At 70.7% G+C, this 19915-nt stretch carries 12 protein-coding genes and 1 pseudogene; 5 read left to right on the top strand and 8 right to left on the bottom strand.

The window, feature by feature from the left end; all coding sequences use genetic code 11:
- Nucleotides 1–490: 490 nt before the first annotated feature.
- The gene (gene opcA / locus GLX30_RS32485) at nt 491–1438 is read right to left on the bottom strand and encodes a glucose-6-phosphate dehydrogenase assembly protein OpcA (RefSeq protein WP_159694488.1); all 948 of its coding nucleotides are present in this window, start codon (nt 1436–1438) and stop codon (nt 491–493) included.
- Complete coding sequence (gene zwf / locus GLX30_RS32480) at nt 1435–2970, bottom strand: glucose-6-phosphate dehydrogenase (protein ID WP_159695373.1); 1536 nt, start codon at nt 2968–2970, stop codon at nt 1435–1437. The genes opcA and zwf overlap by 4 nt, the downstream gene beginning before the upstream one ends.
- A gap of 287 nt (nt 2971–3257) precedes the next feature.
- Here zwf and GLX30_RS32475 point away from each other — a divergent pair, with 287 nt between their 5' ends.
- Together GLX30_RS32475 and GLX30_RS32470 are read left to right on the top strand one after the other, a co-directional pair.
- Nucleotides 3258–4376: an endo-1,4-beta-xylanase gene (locus tag GLX30_RS32475; protein WP_159694487.1), complete on the top strand. Its 1119-nt coding sequence runs from the start codon at nt 3258–3260 to the stop codon at nt 4374–4376.
- 40 nt (nt 4377–4416) lie between these two features.
- Complete coding sequence (locus GLX30_RS32470; protein ID WP_159694486.1) at nt 4417–7596, top strand: glycosyl hydrolase 115 family protein; 3180 nt, start codon at nt 4417–4419, stop codon at nt 7594–7596.
- A gap of 60 nt (nt 7597–7656) precedes the next feature.
- On the opposite strand, the gene GLX30_RS32465 is transcribed toward GLX30_RS32470, so the two are convergent.
- The 4 genes and pseudogenes from GLX30_RS32465 to GLX30_RS32450 all read right to left on the bottom strand — a co-directional run bounded on the left by GLX30_RS32465 (nt 7657) and on the right by GLX30_RS32450 (nt 13172).
- The gene (locus GLX30_RS32465; protein WP_159694485.1) at nt 7657–10053 is read right to left on the bottom strand and encodes a glycoside hydrolase family 3 N-terminal domain-containing protein; all 2397 of its coding nucleotides are present in this window, start codon (nt 10051–10053) and stop codon (nt 7657–7659) included.
- 50 nt (nt 10054–10103) lie between these two features.
- On the bottom strand, nt 10104–10970 hold the full coding sequence (locus GLX30_RS32460; RefSeq protein ID WP_159694484.1) for a carbohydrate ABC transporter permease: 867 nt from the start codon (nt 10968–10970) through the stop codon (nt 10104–10106).
- A 5-nt stretch (nt 10971–10975) separates the two neighbouring features.
- The gene (locus tag GLX30_RS32455; RefSeq protein ID WP_159694483.1) at nt 10976–11935 is read right to left on the bottom strand and encodes a sugar ABC transporter permease; all 960 of its coding nucleotides are present in this window, start codon (nt 11933–11935) and stop codon (nt 10976–10978) included.
- A gap of 2 nt (nt 11936–11937) precedes the next feature.
- Nucleotides 11938–13172, bottom strand: a pseudogene (locus GLX30_RS32450) (extracellular solute-binding protein).
- 219 nt (nt 13173–13391) lie between these two features.
- On the opposite strand from GLX30_RS32450, the gene GLX30_RS32445 reads away from it, so the two are divergent.
- Nucleotides 13392–14450: a LacI family DNA-binding transcriptional regulator gene (locus tag GLX30_RS32445; protein WP_159694482.1), complete on the top strand. Its 1059-nt coding sequence runs from the start codon at nt 13392–13394 to the stop codon at nt 14448–14450.
- Nucleotides 14451–14510: 60 nt separating this feature from the next.
- The gene (locus tag GLX30_RS32440; protein ID WP_159694481.1) at nt 14511–15773 is read left to right on the top strand and encodes a Tm-1-like ATP-binding domain-containing protein; all 1263 of its coding nucleotides are present in this window, start codon (nt 14511–14513) and stop codon (nt 15771–15773) included.
- Nucleotides 15774–15808: 35 nt separating this feature from the next.
- On the opposite strand, the gene GLX30_RS32435 is transcribed toward GLX30_RS32440, so the two are convergent.
- Both GLX30_RS32435 and GLX30_RS32430 read right to left on the bottom strand, forming a co-directional pair.
- A complete protein-coding gene (locus GLX30_RS32435; RefSeq protein WP_159694480.1) occupies nt 15809–16819 on the bottom strand; it encodes a DUF3048 domain-containing protein in 1011 nt (336 codons plus the stop codon).
- Nucleotides 16820–16891: 72 nt separating this feature from the next.
- The gene (locus GLX30_RS32430) at nt 16892–19285 is read right to left on the bottom strand and encodes a SpoIIE family protein phosphatase (RefSeq protein ID WP_159694479.1); all 2394 of its coding nucleotides are present in this window, start codon (nt 19283–19285) and stop codon (nt 16892–16894) included.
- Between the two features lie 243 nt (nt 19286–19528).
- Here GLX30_RS32430 and GLX30_RS32425 point away from each other — a divergent pair, with 243 nt between their 5' ends.
- On the top strand, nt 19529–19915 hold the full coding sequence (locus GLX30_RS32425) for a VOC family protein (RefSeq protein WP_159694478.1): 387 nt from the start codon (nt 19529–19531) through the stop codon (nt 19913–19915).

Below are 19915 nucleotides of genomic sequence, written 5' to 3'. Positions count from 1 at the left end.
GAAAAGAGCGGTACCGGCCGCCTGGCGGGCGTGGGGGGATTCCCGGATCCGGGAACCCTTCTTCGAATCCCGCGGTGCGAAGGATCAAAGCACGTAAGGCCGTTGAGCAGCCAATCACGCGAAGCGGATTCTCAGCGAGAACGGCACCTGATTGCCGCCTCGTGGACGTCCCTACATGAATTGGCGCCAGGTCCTTCACGACATCACCAGATCCGCGCGCCGGGTACGCGGCCGGTCATCCCGCAGAGAACTGGACATTCCCGCACAGACACCGATAGCCGCAGGTCAGGGTGGAGGCAGGAGGGAGGTCCCGAGTTGGGAGACGGTGTGCCGCCTGAGCATTCGGTGTGCAGATTCATTGAAGGAGGAGGTTTTTTGACGGCACCTCACAAAGCCTTCACACCGGGGCGGGGCGGTGCCGCAGCACACTCGGCACAACTCTCCGCGATCGAGTTATCGCGCAATTGCGGAGAGTTGCGCCGGGTGTTGTTCAGGCGCCGTTCGGCGTCGATTTGGCAGCAGGGGCGGTGATTTGTGCGTGCAACGCCGCGGCATAGGCCTCGTCCGGGTCGAGCCGGCGCAGTTCCTCCGCGATGAGCTCCGCGGTGCTGCGTACTTTGAGTGCGAGGACCCGGGAGGGCTGCCCTGGGATGGTGAGCCGGGCGACGGGCCCCTCCGGCCGGTCGACGTGGATCTCTCCGTCTTCGGTGCGGAGCCGGACCGCGGTGACGACCGGCCCGTCGGTGACGACCTGCTCGACCGGCACCTTCAGCCGGTCGGCGAACCAGCGGGCGAGCAGTTCGGCGCTCGGGTTGTCGGCCTCGCTCTCGACCACCGCGGAGACGACCTCGGCACGGGCCTGGTCCAGCGCGGCGGCCAGCATGGAACGCCACGGGGTGAGCCTGGTCCAGGCGAGGTCGGTGTCGCCCGGCTCGTATCCGGACGCTCGGGCGTCGAGCTCCTCGATCGGCCGCTCAACCGCGTACGCGTCGGTGATGCGCCGCTGTGCGAGGGCGCCCAGCGGATCCTTGGCCGGGACCGGCGGGGCGTCCACCGGCCACCAGACGACGACGGGGGCGTCGGGCAGCAGCAACGGCAGCACCACCGAGTCCGCGCGGTGGGTGAGTTCGCCGTGCAGCCGTAGCAGCACGGTCTCGCCGGCTCCGGCGTCGCTGCCGAGTCGCACCTCGGCGTCGAGGCGGGTGTCGTTGCGGTCGCGCGGCGAGCGGGCGTGGCGCTTGATGACGACGAGAGTGCGGGAGGGGTGTTCGCGGGAGGCGTCGCCCGCCGCCTTGATGGCGTCGTAGGCGTTCTCCTCGTCGGTGACGATGACAAGGGTGAGCACCATGCCGACGGCGGGGGTGCCGATGGCCCGGCGGCCCCGGACGAGCGCCTTGTTGATCTTGCTGGCCGTGGTGTCGGTGAGGTCGATCTTCATGGCCTTCGCCAGCTCCGTCCGTCTCGTGCGAGCATGTCGTCCGCTTCGGCGGGCCCCCAGGTGCCGGCCGGGTACTGCGCCGGCTTGCCGCTGCGGTCCCAGAACTCCTCGACGGGGTCGAGGATCCGCCAGGACTCCTCCACCTCCTCCGTCCGCGGGAAGAGGTTGGCGTCTCCCAGCAGCACGTCGAGGATGAGGCGCTCGTACGCCTCGGGGCTGGACTCCGTGAACGACTCGCCGTAGGCGAAATCCATCGTCACGTCGCGCAGCTCCATCGATGTACCCGGCACCTTGGAGCCGAACCGCACGGTCACGCCTTCGTCCGGCTGGACGCGGATGACCAACGCGTTCTGGCCGAGTTCCTCGGTCGCCGTGGAGTCGAACGGCGAGTGCGGGGCGCGCTGGAAGACGACCGCGATCTCGGTCACACGCCGGCCGATCCGTTTGCCGGTGCGCAGATAGAAGGGGACGCCCGCCCACCTGCGGTTGTCGATCTCCACCTTGATCGCGGCGTACGTGTCGGTCCTGGAGTCGGGAGCGATGCCCTCTTCCTGGAGGTAACCGACGACCTTCTCACCACCCTGCCAGCCCGCCGTGTACTGCGCACGCACGGTGGACCGGGCCAGGTCCGCCGGCAGCTTGACGGCCTTGAAGACCTTGAGCTTCTCGGTGACGAGGGACGCGGCGTCGAACGCGGCCGGCTCCTCCATGGCGGTCAGCGCCAGCAGTTGCAGGAGGTGGTTCTGGATCACGTCACGGGCTGCGCCGATGCCGTCGTAGTAGCCGGCCCGGCCGCCGATGCCGATGTCCTCGGCCATCGTGATCTGCACATGGTCGACGTACGACCGGTTCCAGATCGGCTCGAAAAGGGAGTTGGCGAACCGCAGCGCCAGGATGTTCTGGACGGTCTCCTTGCCCAGGTAGTGGTCGATACGGAAGACCTCGTCGGGCGCGAACACCTCGTGCACGATCTCGTTGAGGTCGCAGGCGCTCGTCAGGTCGTGGCCGAACGGCTTCTCGATGACCGCGCGCCGCCAGGAGCCCTCGGGTGCGTCGGACAGGCCGTGGTCCTTCAGCTGCTGGACGACCTCGGGGAAGAACTTCGGCGGCACGGAGAGGTAGAAGGCGAAGTTGCCGCCGGTGCCCTGGGCCCTGTCGAGGTCCTCGACGGTCGACCTGAGCTGCTCGAACGCGGTGTCGTCACCGAAGTCGCCCTGGACGAACCTCATCCCCTCCGAGAGCTGCCGCCACACCTCCTCACGGAACGGCGTGCGGGCGTGGTCCCTGACGGCCTGGTGGACCACCTCGGCGAAGTCCTGGTCCTGCCACTCCCGGCGGGCGAAGCCGACGAGCGAGAAGCCCGGTGGCAGCAGTCCGCGGTTGGCCAGGTCGTAGACGGCCGGCATCAGCTTTCTGCGCGACAGGTCCCCGGTGACGCCGAAGATGACCAGTCCGGAGGGGCCGGCGATACGGGGGAGCCGCCTGTCCAGCGGGTCCCTCAGCGGATTGACCCAGCCGCCGTCGGGCGGCATCTGCCGGCGCCGCTGCCGCGAGCTCTCCTGCGACCTGTTCTGTGACATGGGGTCAGGCCTCCCTGCGCCTACGGCGTTCGGATGCGTCGCTTCCGAGCATCGCATCTCCCACTGATCATGCCGGGGCTCACACACCCGTCGGTGCGACTTCCGTGCAAGGGGATTGACCCACCGATTTACCAGGCTCTAGGTTCCACAGAAAATTGCGGAGCTACTTTCGAAACTTTCGAAGACAGGAGCCCTGCTGGGCTTTCCGGACGCTCCGCCCCACCGAAGGGGAACATCCCGTGCTCAAGGTGACCCGTGCCCTGGCGATCAGCGCCGCAACGGCAGGACTTCTCGCCACCTTCACGCTGCCCGCCGCCTCCGCGGGCGCCCCGGCCGGCGCCGCGGGTGCCGGCGAGGAGACCGTGGCGCCCTGGAAGGGCGCCACGGGCATCCCGACCCTCGGCGCGCTCGGGAGGAAGGCCGGACTGCGGATCGGCACGGCCGTCGACACCTCGGCCCTCGCCACCGACAGCACCTACCGCGAGACGGTGGCCCGCGAGTTCTCCTCGGTCACCGCGGAGAACGTGATGAAGTGGCAGCTCACGGAGCCTGAGCGCGGCAAGCACGACTGGGCCGCCGCGGACGGGCTCGTCGACTTCGCCCGCTCCCACAAGCAACTCGTGCGCGGCCACACACTCGTCTGGCACAGCCAGCTGCCGGCCTGGGTGACCGAGGGCTCCTTCACACCCGAGGAACTCAGGGAGATCCTGCGCCGCCATGTCACCGAGGAGGTACGCCACTTCAAGGGCCGGATCTGGCAGTGGGACGTCGTCAACGAGGCGTTCAACGACGACGGGACGCTGCGCGACAGCATCTGGCTGCGCAACCTGGGCCCCGGATACATCGCCGACGCCTTCCGCTGGGCCCATCAGGCCGACCCGGGCGCGAAGCTCTACATCAACGACTACAACATCGAAGGCGTCAACGCGAAGAGCACCGCACTGTACGAGCTGGTGAAGCAGTTGCGCCGGGAGGGCGTGCCCGTCCAGGGGGTCGGCCTCCAGGGCCACTTCGCCGTTCAGTACGGCTTCCCCGGCGACGTCGCGGCCAACCTGAAGCGGTTCGACGATCTCGGTATGGAGAGCGCGATCACCGAGGCCGACGTCCGGATGCCGATGCCCGCCGACAGCATCAAGCTCCAGGCGCAGGCGCGCGGATACAGCGTGCTGCTGGGCGCCTGCCTCGTCACCAGGCGGTGCACCGACTTCACCCTCTGGGGCTTCACCGACAAGTACTCGTGGGTGCCCGGCACCTTCGAAGGCGAGGGCGCTGCCAACGTCCTCGACGAGAACTACGCGGTGAAGCCGGCGTTCGACGCCCTCCGCCAGGACCTGACCCTCGCCGGCCGCCGTCGCTGAGTCCTCGGTGCGAGAAGACATTCGTCAAGGAAAGGGCAGCATGCAACGGCACTCTCCGGGCGGCGCGAGCCGCAGAACGGTACTGGGACTCGGCCTCGGGCTGACCGCCCTGGCCACTCCCCTCGGCTCGGCGCTGCTGGCCCCCGGCGCGGCATGGGCCGCGCCGGGCGGCGGCACCGGGCGGGTGACGGACCCCGGCTCGTACATCTCCTTCGCACCGGAGCCGGGCGGCTTCCCGCTCGTCCGGGCGGGCAGAGCGGTCCCCGTCGTGGTGAGTTCCGCCGACCACGAAGGCGTCGTCCGCGTGGCGGGCGATCTGCGGGACGACATCGAAAGGGTCACCGGCGTACGGCCGGTGCTGCTCCAGGACGGTGTCCCGCGGCAGCAGGAGGTGGCGATCGTCGGCACCATCGGCCGCAGCCCGCTGATCGACGGGCTGATCGCGGCCGGCAAGCTCGATGTCCGCGGTATCGAAGGCAGGTGGGAGACGTCGCTGCAGACGGTCGTCGAGCACCCGATGCCCGGCGTCGACCGTGCCTTCGTGATCGCGGGCAGCGACCAGCGGGGCACGATCTTCGGCGCGTACGACGTCTCCCGCGGCATCGGCGTCTCCCCCTGGTACTGGTGGGACGACGTCGCGCCGCGCCGCCGCGACGCGCTGTACGTGCGCCGCGGCCGGCACACCCAGGGCACCCCGGCGGTGAAGTACCGGGGCATCTTCATCAACGACGAGAACCCGGCGCTCGGTACCTGGGCGCCCGCCTTCTTCGGACCGGGCAAGGCCCCCGGCTTCGAGGGCGGTTTCAACGCTGCCTTCTACGCCAAGGTCTTCGCGGTGATGCTCCGGCTCAAGGCCAACTACCTGTGGCCGGCGGTCTGGGGCCGGGCCTTCGCCGAGGACGACCCCCTGAACCACGCCACGGCCGCGATGTACGGCATTGTCATGGGCACCTCTCACGAGGCGCCCATGATGCGCGGCATCGAGGAGTGGAACCGGCACGCCGTCCCCGCGGTGCGCGACGAAGACGGCAACATCACCACGCCCGGCCACGACCCCTACGGCGGCACCGGCGAGTGGTCCTTCCGGCGCAACAAAGAGGCCGTCACGGCGTACTGGGCCGACGGGGTCCGCCGGATGAAGGACGAGGACTTCGAGGGCGTCATCACCCTCGGCATGCGCGGCAACGGTGACACGAGCCTGCCGGACGGCGACGCCATCGACCTGATGAGCGAGATCATCGCCACCCAGCGGACGATCATCACCGAGATCACCGGCAAGGACCCGGCGACCCTGCCGCAGGTGTGGACGCTGTACAAGGAGGTGCAGCGCTACTGGGACAGGGGGCTGCGGGTCCCCGACGACGTGACCGTCGTGCTCACCGACGACAACTGGGGCAACGTCCGCAAGGTGCCCTCACTCTCCACCGACGCGCGCGACGGCGGCTACGGCCTCTACTACCACTTCGACTATGTGGGAGTGGGCCGCAACTACAAGTGGGTCGACACCACCACGCTGCCGAACATGTGGGACCAGCTCAGCCAGTCCTTCGCGTACGGCAGCGACCGACTGTGGGTCACCAACGTCGGCGACCTGAAGGGCAACGAACTGCCCACGCAGTTCTTCATGGACTACGCGTGGAACCCGCGCCGCTGGGAGCTGGACCGGCTCCCCGAGTGGGAACTGGGCTACGCCCGGCAGAACTTCGGCGAACGCGAGGCCGCCGCGATCGCCGCCGTACTGGACCGCTACGCCCGGCTCCAGTCCCGGCGCAAGCCCGAACTACTCAACCGCAGAATCACCCTGGACCCGGCGAAAGACCTCGCCACGGACGACAGCGCCGTCGTCCACGACGACGAGGCCACCCCCTTCAGCCTCACCGACTACCGGGAACTGGAACGGGTCACGGAGGACTGGCGGCAGCTGGCCCAGGAGGCACGGGAGATCGGTCACCGGATACCGGCCGCCGACCAGGACGCGTGGTACCAGCTCGTCGGGTACGAGGTCGAGGCCACCGCCAACGTGTACGCGCTGCGCGAGGCCGAGTTCACCAACCTGCACTACGCGGCCCAGGGGCGGGCCCTCACCAACGAGCTCGCGGCCCGGGCGGAGGCGCGGCTCGCCGACGACTTCGCGCTGTCCGACCGGTTCGACAACGAGGTCGCGGGCGGCAAGTGGCGCGGCTTCCAGACCCAGCCGCACATCGGCTACGGCGATGTCGCCCGTTACGGGCCCGACGCGCCGTGGCAGCAGCCGGAGCTGAACCACGTCGCGCTGCCCGACGAGATCTTCCCCGCCGTCAAGCGCATCGAGCTGCCCGAGCGGCCGGAGATGGGTGTGGCGGTCGACGGCAGCGCGGCGTGGTGGCCGAACGAGGAGCAGACGCCCGCCACGCTGCCCGTCTTCAGCCCGTACCAGAGCCAGCCGGCCCAGTACATCGAAGTCTTCAACCGGGGCGGCGGTTCCTTCGACTACGAGGTCCGTACCGGCGCCTCGTGGCTGCGAGCCGACCGGCCGCGCGGCCGGGTCGGCACACAGCAGCGGGTGACCCTGCGCGTCGACTGGTCCAAGGCGCCCAAGGGCACCACCCGGCTGCCGGTGGATGTCCACGGCCCCGACGGCCGCACGGTGCGCGTCGAAGCGGTGATCGACAATCCGAGGGTGTCCCGTGCCCGGCTGTCCGGGTTCATCGAGGCGAACGGCTACGTCTCCATCGAGGCCGAGCACTACGCGAAGGCCGTGGGCAGCAGTTCGGTGACCTGGCAGCGCATCCCGGGCATCGGCCGCACAGGCGGCGGCATGGAGCCGTTCCCGGTGACGGCGGCGCGCCGCACCCCGGGCGACGGTCCCCATCTCCAGTACGAGCTGACCCTGTTCACCACCGGCCGGGTCACCGTGTGGGCGTACCTGTCGCCGCGGAACAACGTGCTGGCGACGGACGGGCTGAAGTACGCGGTGTCCTTCGACGACGACCGGCCCCGGACGGTGAACATCACGACGGCCACCGGATCCGACGACGGCACCATGAACCGCCGGTGGGCGCGCACCACCTCCGAGAACGTCAACCTCACCGGCACCGAGCACCGGATCGGCCGCCCGGGTCGGCATGTGCTCCGGTTCTGGATGGTCGACCCCACGGTGGTGCTGCAGAAGCTGGTCGTCGACACCGGCGGTCTGCGGCCCAGCTGTCTGGGGCCGCCGGAGAGCATGCGGCTGCGCTGAGGCAGACGGAGATCCCCGGGAACGGTCCGCTCCCGGGGATCTCCGGTGCCGTGCTCGAGGTCAGCCGGCGACCGGTTCGACGACGGTGGCGCAGTGCAGCGTGCGGTCGTGGCCGGCCGTCCGCTCCTGGCCGGTCAGGCGCAGCCGTACCGTGTGCCGGACGTCGCCGGGCGCGCTGGACGTCGCGAAGCGCAGCTCGAGGTCGCCCGGTTCGACGATCCGGCGCCCGCCGACGCCCGTGAAGGACGTCAGGTCGGCGTGGAAGCGGAAGCGGACCTCCGCCGCCCGGCCGGCCGCGAGCTCCACCCTGGCGTAGCCGATCAGCCGGACCTGCGGCCGGGTGGTCTGGGCGACAGGGTCGTGCAGATAGAGCTGGACGACCTCGGCGCCGTCACGGTCTCCTGTGTTGCGCACGACCACACCGATGTCCGCGGACCCGTCGGTGGGGAGCTCCGCGGGAGCGGGCGGTCCGGCCTCCCACCGGAAGGTCGTGTAGGAGAGTCCGTGCCCGAAGGCGAAGAGCGGTGTGGGATCGAGGTTGCTGACCCCGCCGGCCAGTCCGAGCGGCGGCTGGAGGTACGTCCAGGGCTGTCCGCCCGGCCCGTACGGCACACCGACCGGCAGCCTGCCGGACGGGTTGACGCGCCCGGAGAGCACCCCGGCCAGTGCGGGGCCGCCCTCCTCGCCGGGGAAGAACGCCTGCATCACCGCCGCAAGCCGGTCCGCCCAGCGGCCGAGCGCGTACGGACGGCCCGTCACCAGCACGGCCACCACGGGAATGCCGGTGGCGACCAGGGCGTCGAGCAGCTCTGCCTGGACACCGGGCAGCGAGAGGTCGGCCGCGTCGCATCCCTCGCCGGAGGTGCCGCGGCCGAAGAGCCCGGCGCGGTCACCCAGCACGGCCACGCACACGTCGGCGTCCTGCGCGAGACGTACCGCCTCGGCGATGCCGGAGGTGTCGGGCCCGTCGACGTCGCAGCCGGCGGCGTGGCGGACCGCGGCACCGGGGAACTCGGCGGCCAGCGCCGCCAGCACGGTCGGAATGTCCACGCCGAGCGGAACCTCGGGGTGCGAGACACCGACATGGCTGGGGAAGGAGTAGCAGCCGAGCATGGCCAGCGGATCGTCGGCACGCGGTCCGACGACCGCGATCCGGGCGGTGTCGCGGAGCGGCAGCACGCCGCCGTCGTTGGCGAGCAGCACGCAGGACTGCTCGGCGACGAGGCGGGCGGCCTCCCGGTTGGCGGGCGGGTCGAGGTCGACGGTGCCACGCACGCTGTCCGCCTCGCCGTCCGCTCCCCGGAGCACCGGGGGCAGCGGGGACCAGTCGGGGTCGAGCAGGCCCAGTTCGCACTTCTGGAGCAGGACCCGGCGCAGCGCGCGGTCGACGAGCGCCTCGGGCACCAGCCCGTCCCGTACCGCTTCGACGAGTGCGTCGCCGTAGGAGCGGACGGTCGGCAGTTCGACGTCGACCCCGGCGGTCAGGGCGAGCCTTGCGGCGTCGCCGGGCCCCGCGGCGACCTTGTGGAGGGTCTCGAGGAAACCGATGCCGAAGTAGTCGGCGACGACCGTGCCGTCGAAGCCCCAGATCTCCCTCAGGAGTTCGGTCAGCAGCCGGGTGTCCGCCGCGGCCGGGACCCCGTCGATCTCGGCGTAGGAGTGCATCACGGAGCGGGCGCCGCCGTCCCGCAGGGCCATCTCGAACGGCGGGAGGATGACGTCCGCGAGCTCGCGCGCGCCGGCGCGGACCGGGGCGAGGTTGCGGGCACCGGCGGACGCCGAGTAGCCGGCGAAGTGCTTGAGGGTGGCGATGATCCCGGCGGACTGCAGGCCGCGCACATAGGCGGTTCCGAGGGTGGCGACGAGATAGGGGTCCTCGCCGATCGTCTCCTCCACCCGGCCCCAGCGCAGGTCGCGGACGACGTCGAGGACGGGGGCGAGTCCCTGGTGCACGCCGACGGCACGCATGTCCTCGCCGATGCGGCGCGCCATGCCGGCGACCAGGCCGGGGTCGAAGGTGGCACCCCAGGCCAGCGGTACGGGGTAGGCGGTGGCGGACCATGCGGTGAAACCGGCCAGGCACTCCTCGTGGGCAAGAGCCGGGATGCCGAAGCGGTTCGCGTCGGCGATCTCCCGCTGTGCGCGGGCCAGTGCCACCGCGCCGGTCGCCGGGTCCACGGGAGCGGTACCGAACGGCCGGGTGAGCTGGCCGAGTCCACGGGTGATGAGGCTGTCCCAGTCGACCGGGTCGACCATGTCGTTCTGGTGGGGCGCCACACCGTTGCCGTCGCCGTCGGCGCCCACCCACACGCCGTAGAGCTGGGCCGTCTTCTCTTCGAGGGTCATTCTGCCCATGAGGTCGTCGACCCGTTCTGCGGCACTGAGCGAGGGGTCGCGCCAGGGACCTTCGGCGTCGGGGGCCGCGGTGGGCGCGTCCGGGGCATGCGGAATGGCCATCGGGCAGGGGTTCCTCTCGGTGGTGGCAAATGTGCGGGCTCGACGGCGGGTTACTTGCCGCCGACGCCCATCAGGCCGTTGACCAGCGCGCGCCTGGCGAAGAGATAGACCGTGAAGATGGGGATCACGGACAGCACGACGGCCGCGAGCAGGGCGGGGACGTTGAGCCCGAACTGGCCCATGAAGTTGAACAGCCCGAGCGTCAGCACACGCTGCTCCTCGGACTGGGTGAGGATCAGCGGGAACAGGAAGCCGTTCCACGCCTGCAGTGCCGAGAAGATCGCGACGGTGCTGATCCCCGCCCGCGACATCGGCACCGCGAGCTGCCACAGCATGCGCAGCGGTGTGGCGCCGTCCAGCCCCATCGCCTCGTACAGCTCCTCCGAGATGTCACGAAGCGTCGAGGTGAGCACCAGCACGGCGACCGGCATCGAGAACGCGGCGGTCGGCAGGATCACCGCTGCCAGCGAGTCGTACAGGCCCATCTCGGCGATCAGCAGGTACAGCGGCACGACGACGGCCTGGGCCGGGATGGCGACGCCCAGCAGGAAGGTCCGGAAGGCCATCGACGACAGTCGGCTCCTGGTGCGCACGGCCACATAGGCGAGCGGGACGGAGAGCGCCAGCACGATGGCGACCGTGGCGACGGCCACGACGGCGGTGTTGGTCAGCAGGGTGAGGAAGCCGCTGCTGAGCACGGTGTTGTAGTTCTCGAGCGTGGGCTCGGTGGGGAAGGCCAGCGGGTTACCGCTGCCCGCCTGGTCCTGCCGGGTCAGCGAGGAGGAGAGCAGGGTGTAGAGCGGCACCAGCACGATGACGAGCCAGGCCAGTGCTCCCAGGCCGATGAGCGGGTTGCCCTTCGGCCGGCGCCGGCGGGTCCTGCGCACGGTCCTTGCGGTGTTCAGCTGTGCGGACACGCCGGTCACATCCCTTCCCTGGTGGAGCGCATGGACCCGAATCCGCTGAACTTCACCATCAGCAGGGACAGGGCGGTCGCCACCACGACGAGCGCCGTGGCGATGGCGCTGGCATAGCCGAGGTCGTAGCTCTGGAAACCGGTGCGGTACATCAGGTAGGGCACGATCGTGGTGTCGGTGCCGGGTCCGCCCTTGGTCATGATGAGCACGGTGTCGAAGTACGTCAGTGAGCCGACGATCATCAGCACCGACGACGTGGTGACGGTGTTGCGCAGCTGGGGCAGTGTGATCGAGAAGAACTGCCGGACCGGTCCCGCGCCGTCGATCGAGGCCGCCTGGTAGAGCACGTGCGGGATCTGCCGGGTGCCGCCCTGATAGATCAGGGTGTGGAACGGCATGAACTGCCAGCCCCCGACGAAGGCCACGGTGAGCAGCGCTCCGGTGGACGAGCCCAGGATGTTGGGGTCGATCCCGAACCAGGGCCCGATCTCCTTGATCACACCGAAGTTGGGGTCGAGGAGCGAGTGGAAGAGCACCGCTATCGCCGTGGTGGACAGCAGCAGGGGGACGAAGAAGATGGCGGAGAGCACGGCACGGTTACGCTGCCGGCCCGCCGCCCATACGCCCAGCATCAGCGCGATGGGCGTCTGGAAGGCCCAGCTGATGACGGTCAGCAGCAGGCTGAGCCAGCCGGCCTGGCGGAACTCCGGATCCTTGAACAGCCGCGTCCAGTTGTCGAGCCCGACGGGAGTCGGCGAGGTGAGGCCGTCCCAGGAGCAGAAGGACAGATAGACGGCCAGCGCCATCGGCACGATCGCGAAGAGCCCGAAGAAGAGGATGCCGGGCAGTGCCCAGGTGACGGAGGGGCGGCCGAAGCCCTGGCCCGCCGCAGTGCGGCGGCCGCGCTTCGTGGCGGCCGCCGCTCTGCTCCGCTGCTTCTCGAGCGGTGTGGAAGCTGATGTCATGGTTACTTGAGCGCCTTCAGGGCCTCGACGAACTGCTCCGGCGTGGACTTGCCCGCGAACAGCTTGTTGATCTCGGTGAGCATCGGGGTGGCCTTGCTCGCCTCCAGCGCCTGGTCCCAGGAGAGCGTGAAGCTCGGGGCCAGCTGGACCATCTTGTACTGGAACGAGGCGAACTCGGGGTTGGGCGAGGTCTCGAGCACCTGGGAGGCGTTGGCGGTGGTGGGGATGTCGCCGTTGTCGACGAGGGCCTTCGAGTAGTCCCTGGACGCCATCGTCTTCAGGAAGTCGATGGCGGCGTCCTTGTGCTTGGTGCGGGCATTGACCGACCAGTAGTTGGTGGGGTTGCCGACCACGTTGGCCGGGTCACCGGTGCCGCCGGCCACGGTCGGGAAGGCGGTCCAGCCGAGGTCCTTCTTGGCGAAGTCGGGGCCTTGCCCAGCTGGGTGGAGTACTCCCACGAGCCCATCAGGTGCATCGCGGCCTTGCCCTGGGCGAAGAGGGCGGGGGCGCCGCCGTTGGCGTAGGAGACCGAGTTGAAGTTCTTGCCGAAGGCGCCGTCCTCGATCAGCTGCCGGGTCGTCTGCGCGGCCTTGAGCACCGCCGGGTCGCCCCAGGCGGAGGAGTCGCCGTTCTGGATCTTCCTGAAGACCTCGGGGCCGCCGATGCGGTCGAGGAGGTACTCGAGCCACATGAGCTGGGTCCAGGCGTCGGTGCCGCCGAGCGCGAACGGGGTGATCTTCTTCGCCTTGAAGGTGCCGATGGCCTTCTGGAGGTCGTCCCAGGTCCTCGGCGGCTGGAGGTTGTTCTCGGCGAACAGGGCCTTGTTGTAGAAGAGCATCACCGGCTGCATGCCGCGCATGGGCACGCCGTAGACCTTGCCGTCGAGGCTGCCCGCTTCGACGACGGACGGCAGGAAGCCGCGCCGCAGGGTCTCGTCCTTCTGGAAGTGCGGGGAGAGGTCGACGAGCTGGCCGGCGTCCACGTAGGGCTTGATGGAGCCGCCGCCCCAGTTGAAGAAGACGTCCGGGGCGTTGGGCGAGCCCATGGCGGTGCGGAGCTTGTTGACGTACTCGGCGCCGGGGACCGAGACCAGCTTGACCTTCACGTCCGACGTCTTGTTGAACTCGTCGACGGCCGCCTGCTGCACCTTCACCGCGTCGTCGCCGTAGACGTAGGCGGTGATGGTGCTGTTGGCGGCCCCGGTGCCGGAGCCGCAGCCGGCGAGGACCGCGGCCATCGCCGTCGCGGCGAGCGCCGCGGTCCATCTGGCCGTACCCGTACCTCTGCGGAGAAAGCCCGACCCCATAACTGCCCCTCATCGAATGTTTCGAAATGCTCAGCGAATGTTGCCGGAACGGTACGAGCGCGTTTCCGGCGCGTCAAGAGGTCCCGCGAAAGCTTTCCGCGATCAGCGGTCAGAGCTTGTGCACACCGTGCGGCGGGCTACGATCCCTGCATGAGACCCGCAGACGTCCAGTCCCGACCGGAGGATCCGTCCTCGGACGAAACGGTCGAGGGCGGTGCCACACTGGCCGAGATCGCCCGCGCGGCCGGCGTGTCGGCTCCGACAGTTTCGAAAGTCCTCAACGGGCGAGCCGATGTCGCCGCCGCCACCCGCACCCGGGTGGAGGAGCTGTTGCGCCGCCACGGCTACCGCCGGCGGCGCGGCGCCTCGCAGCAGTCCCGGATGATCGACCTCGTCTTCCACGAGCTGGAGAGCTCATGGGCCATGGAGGTCATCCGCGGGGTGGAGAACGTGGCACGGGAGGAGGGGCTGTCCCTGGTCCTCTCGGAGAGCGCCGGGCGGCTCATGCCCGGCCAGACCTGGGTGGACGGGGTCCTCGCCCGCCGCCCCGCCGGGGTGATCCTGGTCCTCTCCGACCTCGACCCGGCCCAGCGCGCCCAGCTGACCAGCCGCGACATCCCGTTCGTCGTGGTGGACCCCGCCGGCGACCCCGGTGACGACGTGCCCTCGGTCGGCGCCACCAACTGGCAGGGCGGCCTGGCCGCCACCCGGCACCTGCTCGAGCTCGGCCACCGCCGCGTCGGCGTGATCGGCGGCCCCTCCCGGATGATGTGCAGCCGCGCCCGTATCGACGGCTACCGCTCGGCCCTCGAGAGCGCAGGCGTGACGGTCGACGCGGAGCTGGTGCGGGAGGGCGACTTCCACCACGAGGCGGGCTACGCCGCCGGGCTCGAACTGCTGCGGCTGCCGCAGCCCCCGACCGCGGTCTTCACCGGCAACGACCTCCAGGCCCTCGGTCTCTACGAGGCGGCCAGGGAGCTCGGGGTACGGATCCCGGAGGACCTGAGCGTCGTGGGCTTCGACGATCTGCCGCTGGCCCGCTGGGTGGGCCCGCCGCTCACCACCGTGCGACAGCCGCTGACGGAGATGGCCGAGGCCGCCGCGCGGCTCGTGCTGGACCTCGGTCGCGGCCGGCGGCCGGCCGCGACCCGGATCGACCTGGCGACCAGCCTGGTGGTCCGCAACAGCACGGCACCACCCGCCGTCTGATCGGGGGCGACCGGTCAGGCACTCTTGTCGACCGCCGGATTTCCGCGAACAGTACGTGTCATGGCGACAGTTGTACTGGTGGGCACGCTGGACACCAAGGGTGTGGAGTACGGCTGGCTGCGTGAGCGGCTGCTGGCCGCCGGGGTCGAGGTGCTGGTGGTCGACGCCGGCGTGGTGGGCGAGCCACGGATCGAGGCCGATGTGCCGCGTTCCGCAGTGGCCCGCGCTGCCGGCGCCGACCTGGCCGGGCTACGGGCGGCGGCGGACCGCGGCACGGCCGTGACGGCCATGGCCCGCGGGGCCGCCGCGAGCGTGCTGCGGCTGTACGAGGAGGGCCGGCTGCACGCCGTTCTCGCCGTCGGCGGCAGTGGCGGAACCTCGATCGCGACCAGGGCGATGAGGGAACTTCCGCTGGGCGTACCGAAGTTGATGGTCTCCTCGATGGCCGCCGGTGATGTGTCGCCCTATGTCGGGGCGTCCGACATCACCATGATGTACAGCATCGTCGACATCGCCGGCGTCAACAGCGTCCTGGCACCGGTACTGGCGAACGCCGCGCACGCGGCGGCCGGCATGGCGAAAGGTTTCGAAACACACCGAAAGACGCTGATCCCCACGGAGCTCGCCGCGGGCGGCAGGCCGCTCATAGCCGCGAGCATGGCGGGCGTGACGACCGCGGGTGTCGACGCGGCCCGCGAACGGCTGACCGGCCTGGGCTACGAGGTCCTGGTGTTCCACGTCAGCGGGGCCGGCGGCCGGACTCTGGAGTCGTTGGCCGGGCAGGGGCTGTTCGCGGGCGTGCTGGACCTGACCCTGAGCGAGCTCGCCGACGACCTGGTCGGCGGGATCCTGACCGCGGGACCGGACCGGCTGAGCGCCGCCGGACGCCGCGGCACTCCCCAGGTGGTGAGCCTGGGAGCCCTCGACATGGTGAAGTTCGGTCCGCTCGACACCCTCCCCCACCATCTGCGGGCACGCGATGTGCAGGTGCACAACCCGTCGATCACCGTGGTCCGCACGACGGCGGAGGAGTGTGCCGAGCTCGGCCGCCGCGTCGCCGCCAAGCTACGGGCGGCCACCGGTCCGGCCGAGGTGTGCGTACCGCTGCGTGGCCTGTCGACGCTCGGCGCGCCGGGCGGCCCGTACCACGATCCGGCCTTGGACGAGGCGCTGTTCACCGCCCTGCGGGACGGTCTGTCCGGCAGCACCGTCGAAGTGGTCGAGTACGACACGGACATCAACAATCCGGCATTCGGCCGGGCGGCTGCGGACCGCCTGCACCGCCTGATCACCGCGGACGGGGTCCCCGGCGGCCGCACCTGAACACGTGCGGCCCACGGCCCGGCGGTACCGCGTGCTCAGCGGGCCGTGAGCAGGACCCACACCTGACCGGGGGCGAAATCGAGCCGTTCACCGGCCGCGTCGGTGAAGACGGTGTCCCCGTCCGCGCTCGTCCGCTGCCAGCGGGCGTCGTAGGCACGTCCGTCGCGCAGCACCAGCGCCGTGCCCGAGCCGACCGTCTCCGTGTACGGCGACACGCTGCCGGACCGGTCGCGGAATTTCGAGGGCCGAACCTCCGTGTGCTGCACGACAACGGTCGAGGCCTCGAGCCGTCCCCCGTCCGTGGTCCGCGCGGCGGACCCGTCCATCGAGACCAGCCACCGCTTCTGCTCCGGTGACCAGCTGAAGGTGTACCGGGCCGCGGGATAGCGAACGGTGTGCTCCTCGGTCGGCCGGCCGCCGCCGGGAGCGGGGCCGAAGCGCATGCCGATGTCCGACGCGTCGCTCACGTCGCGGGCGGCGGCGAGGGCGCGTTCGGGGCGCACGTAGAGGTTGTGCGGCGCCGGGCGGTCGCCCGAGCGGACGAACGCGTCGGGCGCCTCCCCCTGCGGCAGCGCGGCGACGGGTGCGGACCTGATCAGCGGCCGCAGCGCCGACTGCGCGCCGGAGTACGCGAGCGCGGGCCTGCCGAACTGCCGCAGCAGCTCGAGATCGGACTCCCGCGCGCTGCGCACCGGACCGATCTGCGGCGGCATACGGGAGGAGAAGACGGCCAGTATCCGGCTGAGTCCCGATTCGACCTGTTCGACGTAGACGATGTCGGCTGCCCCGAGCCCTGTGTGCGGGCGGGCCGGCCGGACGTTGTCGATCTTGACGGCGAGCACCGGTCCCTGCCGGGCCGGCAGCCCGGTGAAGTGCGACGTCCCGCGCTCCGCGGACGAGGTCTTCTCCGGGCCGGGCTCCGTGCCGGTGCATCCGTAGAGCGACATGGTGAGTGCGGCAGCGGTCAAGGTGGCGAGCACGGCACCTCTGCGTGCCGGCCGGCCACTGCCGTCGTCCTTCTGTTCCCGTCTGCGTCTCGCGTTCATCGGCCACGCTCCCCGTGGGTCAAGTGGACCACCAAAGGCGCCGCGCGGACAGTCCCTCGGCGCCGGTTCCGCTCAAGGCAGCAGCTGCTCCGTCCAGATCGTCTTGCCGGCGGCCGTGTTCCTGCTCCCCCACCGGTGCGCCAGCTGGGCGATCAGGAACAGTCCGCGTCCGCCCTCGTCGGTCAGCCGTGCCCGGCGCAGATGGGGCTGGGTCTCGCTCGGGTCGGAGACCTCGCACACCAGCCGCTGGTCCCTGATCAGCCGTACCCTCACCGGGCCGCCGGCGTAGCGGATCGCGTTGGTGAGGAGTTCGCTGACGATGAGCTCGGTGGTGAACACCAGCTCGTCGAGCCCCCATACGGTGAGCCGCTCGGCCACCAGCGCCCGCGCGTCGGACACGACTCGCACGTCGGCCGGGAACTCCCGGTCGACGACGGACCCTTCGGGCGACACGGACACCCGCGCGAGCAGCAGCGCCGCGTCGTCGTCCGGGGGGTGCGCCAGAAAGGGGACCAGCAGGTCCCGCGCGATCTCCGGCACGGCGGCGGCGTCGCCCGTGCCCGTGCCCCGAACCTCCCGCAGATGGTCGATCACGTGGCCGGCGCCGGACCCCGGCGCGTCGGAGAGCGATCCCGCGGTGAAGGCCAGCAGATCGCCGGGCGAGAGCGCCACCTCCACCGGTTCGAAGGGAGCGCCCTCGAGCCCGAGCGCCGGGCCGGGAAGCAGGTCGACGGGACCGGTGTCCCCGGAGGACCGGGCCAGTACGGGCGCCGCGTGTCCCGCGCTGGCCATCAGGGCGCGGGCGCTGACCGGGTCGTAGACGGCGTACAGGCAGGTGGCGCCGCGGACGGTCCCCTCGGGCTCGCCCGGCTGCTCGTCGTCGGCGAGCCGCACCACCAGGTCGTCCAGATGGGTGAGCAGTTCGTCCGGCGGCGGGTCGAGGTCGGCCAGGGTGCGCACCGCCGTGCGCAGACTGCCCATGGCGGCAGCGGCGTTGAGGCCGTGACCGCGCAGGTTCCCCACGACGAACGCCACCCGGCTCGAGGACAAGGTGATGACGTCGAACCAGCTGCCGCCCGTGCCGGCCAGTGTCCTGCCGGGCACATAGACGCCGGCGGTCTCCGCCGCGGTCACTTTGAGCACCGGCCGCGGCAGCAGGCTGCGCTGCAGGCTCTCCGCCGTACGGCGTTCGCGGGTGTAGCGGCGGGCGTTGTCGATGGCGAGGGCCGCGCGGGAGCAGATGTCCTCCGCGACCGCGGCGTCCCGTGTGTCGAACGGCGCCCGTGCACGCGAACGCCACACCGACACCGCGCCGAGGACGTGGCCGCGTGCCTGCAGCGGCACGACCATGTACGAGGCGGCGCCGGGGGCCAGCACCAGCCTCCGGCGTTCCGGGTCCCGGGCGATCCTGGGCCGCAGCTCGTCGAGGTCGGGCACGATGACGGCGGAACCCCCGCGCAGCCGGTCGCTCTCGTAGGCCTTGACCCGGATGACGGAGCCCTGCGGATACAGCGGGTCCGGCCACTCGCCGCCGCCCGCGACGGCGGAGACCCGGCGCAGCGGTGCGCCGGTGACGAACTCCCCGGGCTCCTCGCCGACCAACAGGGCCTCCGTGATGTCCACGCACGCAAGGTCGGCGAAGGCGGGTACCAGCAGGTCGGCGAGCACCTGCGTGTTGCGGCCGACCTCCAGGGAGCGGCCCAGTGCGGAGGCGGCGGTGGCCACCAGTGACGCGCGGCTCCGTTCCCGTTCCTGCTCGGTCACGTCCGTGAAGGTCACGGCGACACCGCGGGCCATGCCGTCCCGGCCGGCCATGCGCAGGGCCGACAGGGAGACGATCCGGTCGCGCTCGGGCGTCCGGCTCAGCCGGGCCGTGGTGACGAAGTCGATCAGCGGGTCGCCGGTGGCCACGACGCGGTGCAGGCGTTCCTCCAGTGCTGCCGCGTCCTCCGGCACCAGCAGCTCGCCGAGCCGGCGGCCCGCGAGCAGGGCGGAGGGGCGTGGGTCGCTCGGCAGCGAGATGCCTCTGATGAGCCGCAGCTCGCTGTCGTAGACGGCGAGTCCGATGCCGGTCTGCGAGAACAGCGCTCGGAGCAGCGCGTCGTTCTCCTCCCGCCGGTCGGCGTCGGCGGCGGGCACGAGCCGCATCAGATACCGGGCAGCCAGCGGGCCGTCCACCGGAAGCAGGTCGAGCTGCACCCGACGGGAACCGTCGGCGTGCAGCAGGGCCGTGCGCACGGAGCGGGAGTGCACGCCGGGGTCGTGGTCCCGCAGCGCCGACCAGACGCCGGGGTCCGTCAGCAGCTCCTCGACGGCGCGTCCCTGAAGCTCGCCGGCGGACAGGCCGGTCAACTCCACGGCGCCACCGGTGCAGGCGAGGACCCGGCCGAGGTGATCGAGTACGAGTACGGCCGAATCCTCCGGCCGCTCGGACCCCGTGTTCACGATGTGGCCGCTGGTGCTCACGCGTCGATCACTCCCAGATGCCGCTCCCGAGCTCCCTGTCCTGTGCCGCAGGTGCGGCAGGCGTACGGACCCCGCGCCTTCATTGAACTCCACACCGTCCGGTGCCGCCCGTCGGCGACCGAAATCGAATGTGACAGCGAACAGCGCTCCGTCCTAGGATCACCGGCACGGCATCGCGTGTCGGTCACCGACCGGGTGAGGCATGGAGGTGCCCGTGAGTTTGCCTTACGGAGGCATTCCACAGTGTCAGTAGAGCTGAACCACACCATCGTTCTGGCCCGGGACAACCGGGAGTCCGCCGAATTCCTCGCCCGCATCCTGGGGCTCGAGACCGGCCCGGAGTGGGGACCGTTCGTCCCCCTCACCCTCAGCAACAACGTCACACTGGACTTCGCGACCGTCGACCACGAAGTCCCGTTGCAGCACTACGCGTTCCTGATCTCCGAGGAAGAGTTCGACCAGGTCTTCCGGCGCGTCCAGGACGAGGGGATCACCTACTTCGCCGATCCGCACGGAAAGCGGCCCGGCGAGATCAACCACAATGACGGCGGCCGCGGCATGTACTTCCACGACCCGGCCGGTCATGGCATGGAGGTCATCACCCGGCCGTACGGCAGCAGCGGCAGCTGA

The organism is Streptomyces sp. Tu 2975 (assembly GCF_009832925.1).
In the GTDB taxonomy this organism is placed as follows: domain Bacteria; phylum Actinomycetota; class Actinomycetes; order Streptomycetales; family Streptomycetaceae; genus Streptomyces.
Note: the sequence above shows the minus strand (reverse complement) of the source record. Positions and strands in the feature narration are given on the sequence as shown.

What these genes read in the sequence shown, in the direction of transcription:
- opcA (WP_159694488.1), bottom strand. Translation starts at nt 1,438, where the DNA reads ATGAAGATCGACCTCACCGACACCACGGCCAGCAAGATCAACAAGGCG.
- zwf (WP_159695373.1), bottom strand. Translation starts at nt 2,970, where the DNA reads ATGCCGCCCGACGGCGGCTGGGTCAATCCGCTGAGGGACCCGCTGGAC.
- GLX30_RS32470 (WP_159694486.1), top strand. Translation starts at nt 4,417, where the DNA reads ATGCAACGGCACTCTCCGGGCGGCGCGAGCCGCAGAACGGTACTGGGA.
- GLX30_RS32465 (WP_159694485.1), bottom strand. Translation starts at nt 10,053, where the DNA reads ATGGCCATTCCGCATGCCCCGGACGCGCCCACCGCGGCCCCCGACGCC.
- GLX30_RS32455 (WP_159694483.1), bottom strand. Translation starts at nt 11,935, where the DNA reads ATGACATCAGCTTCCACACCGCTCGAGAAGCAGCGGAGCAGAGCGGCG.
- GLX30_RS32445 (WP_159694482.1), top strand. Translation starts at nt 13,392, where the DNA reads ATGAGACCCGCAGACGTCCAGTCCCGACCGGAGGATCCGTCCTCGGAC.
- GLX30_RS32440 (WP_159694481.1), top strand. Translation starts at nt 14,511, where the DNA reads ATGGCGACAGTTGTACTGGTGGGCACGCTGGACACCAAGGGTGTGGAG.
- GLX30_RS32435 (WP_159694480.1), bottom strand. Translation starts at nt 16,819, where the DNA reads ATGAACGCGAGACGCAGACGGGAACAGAAGGACGACGGCAGTGGCCGG.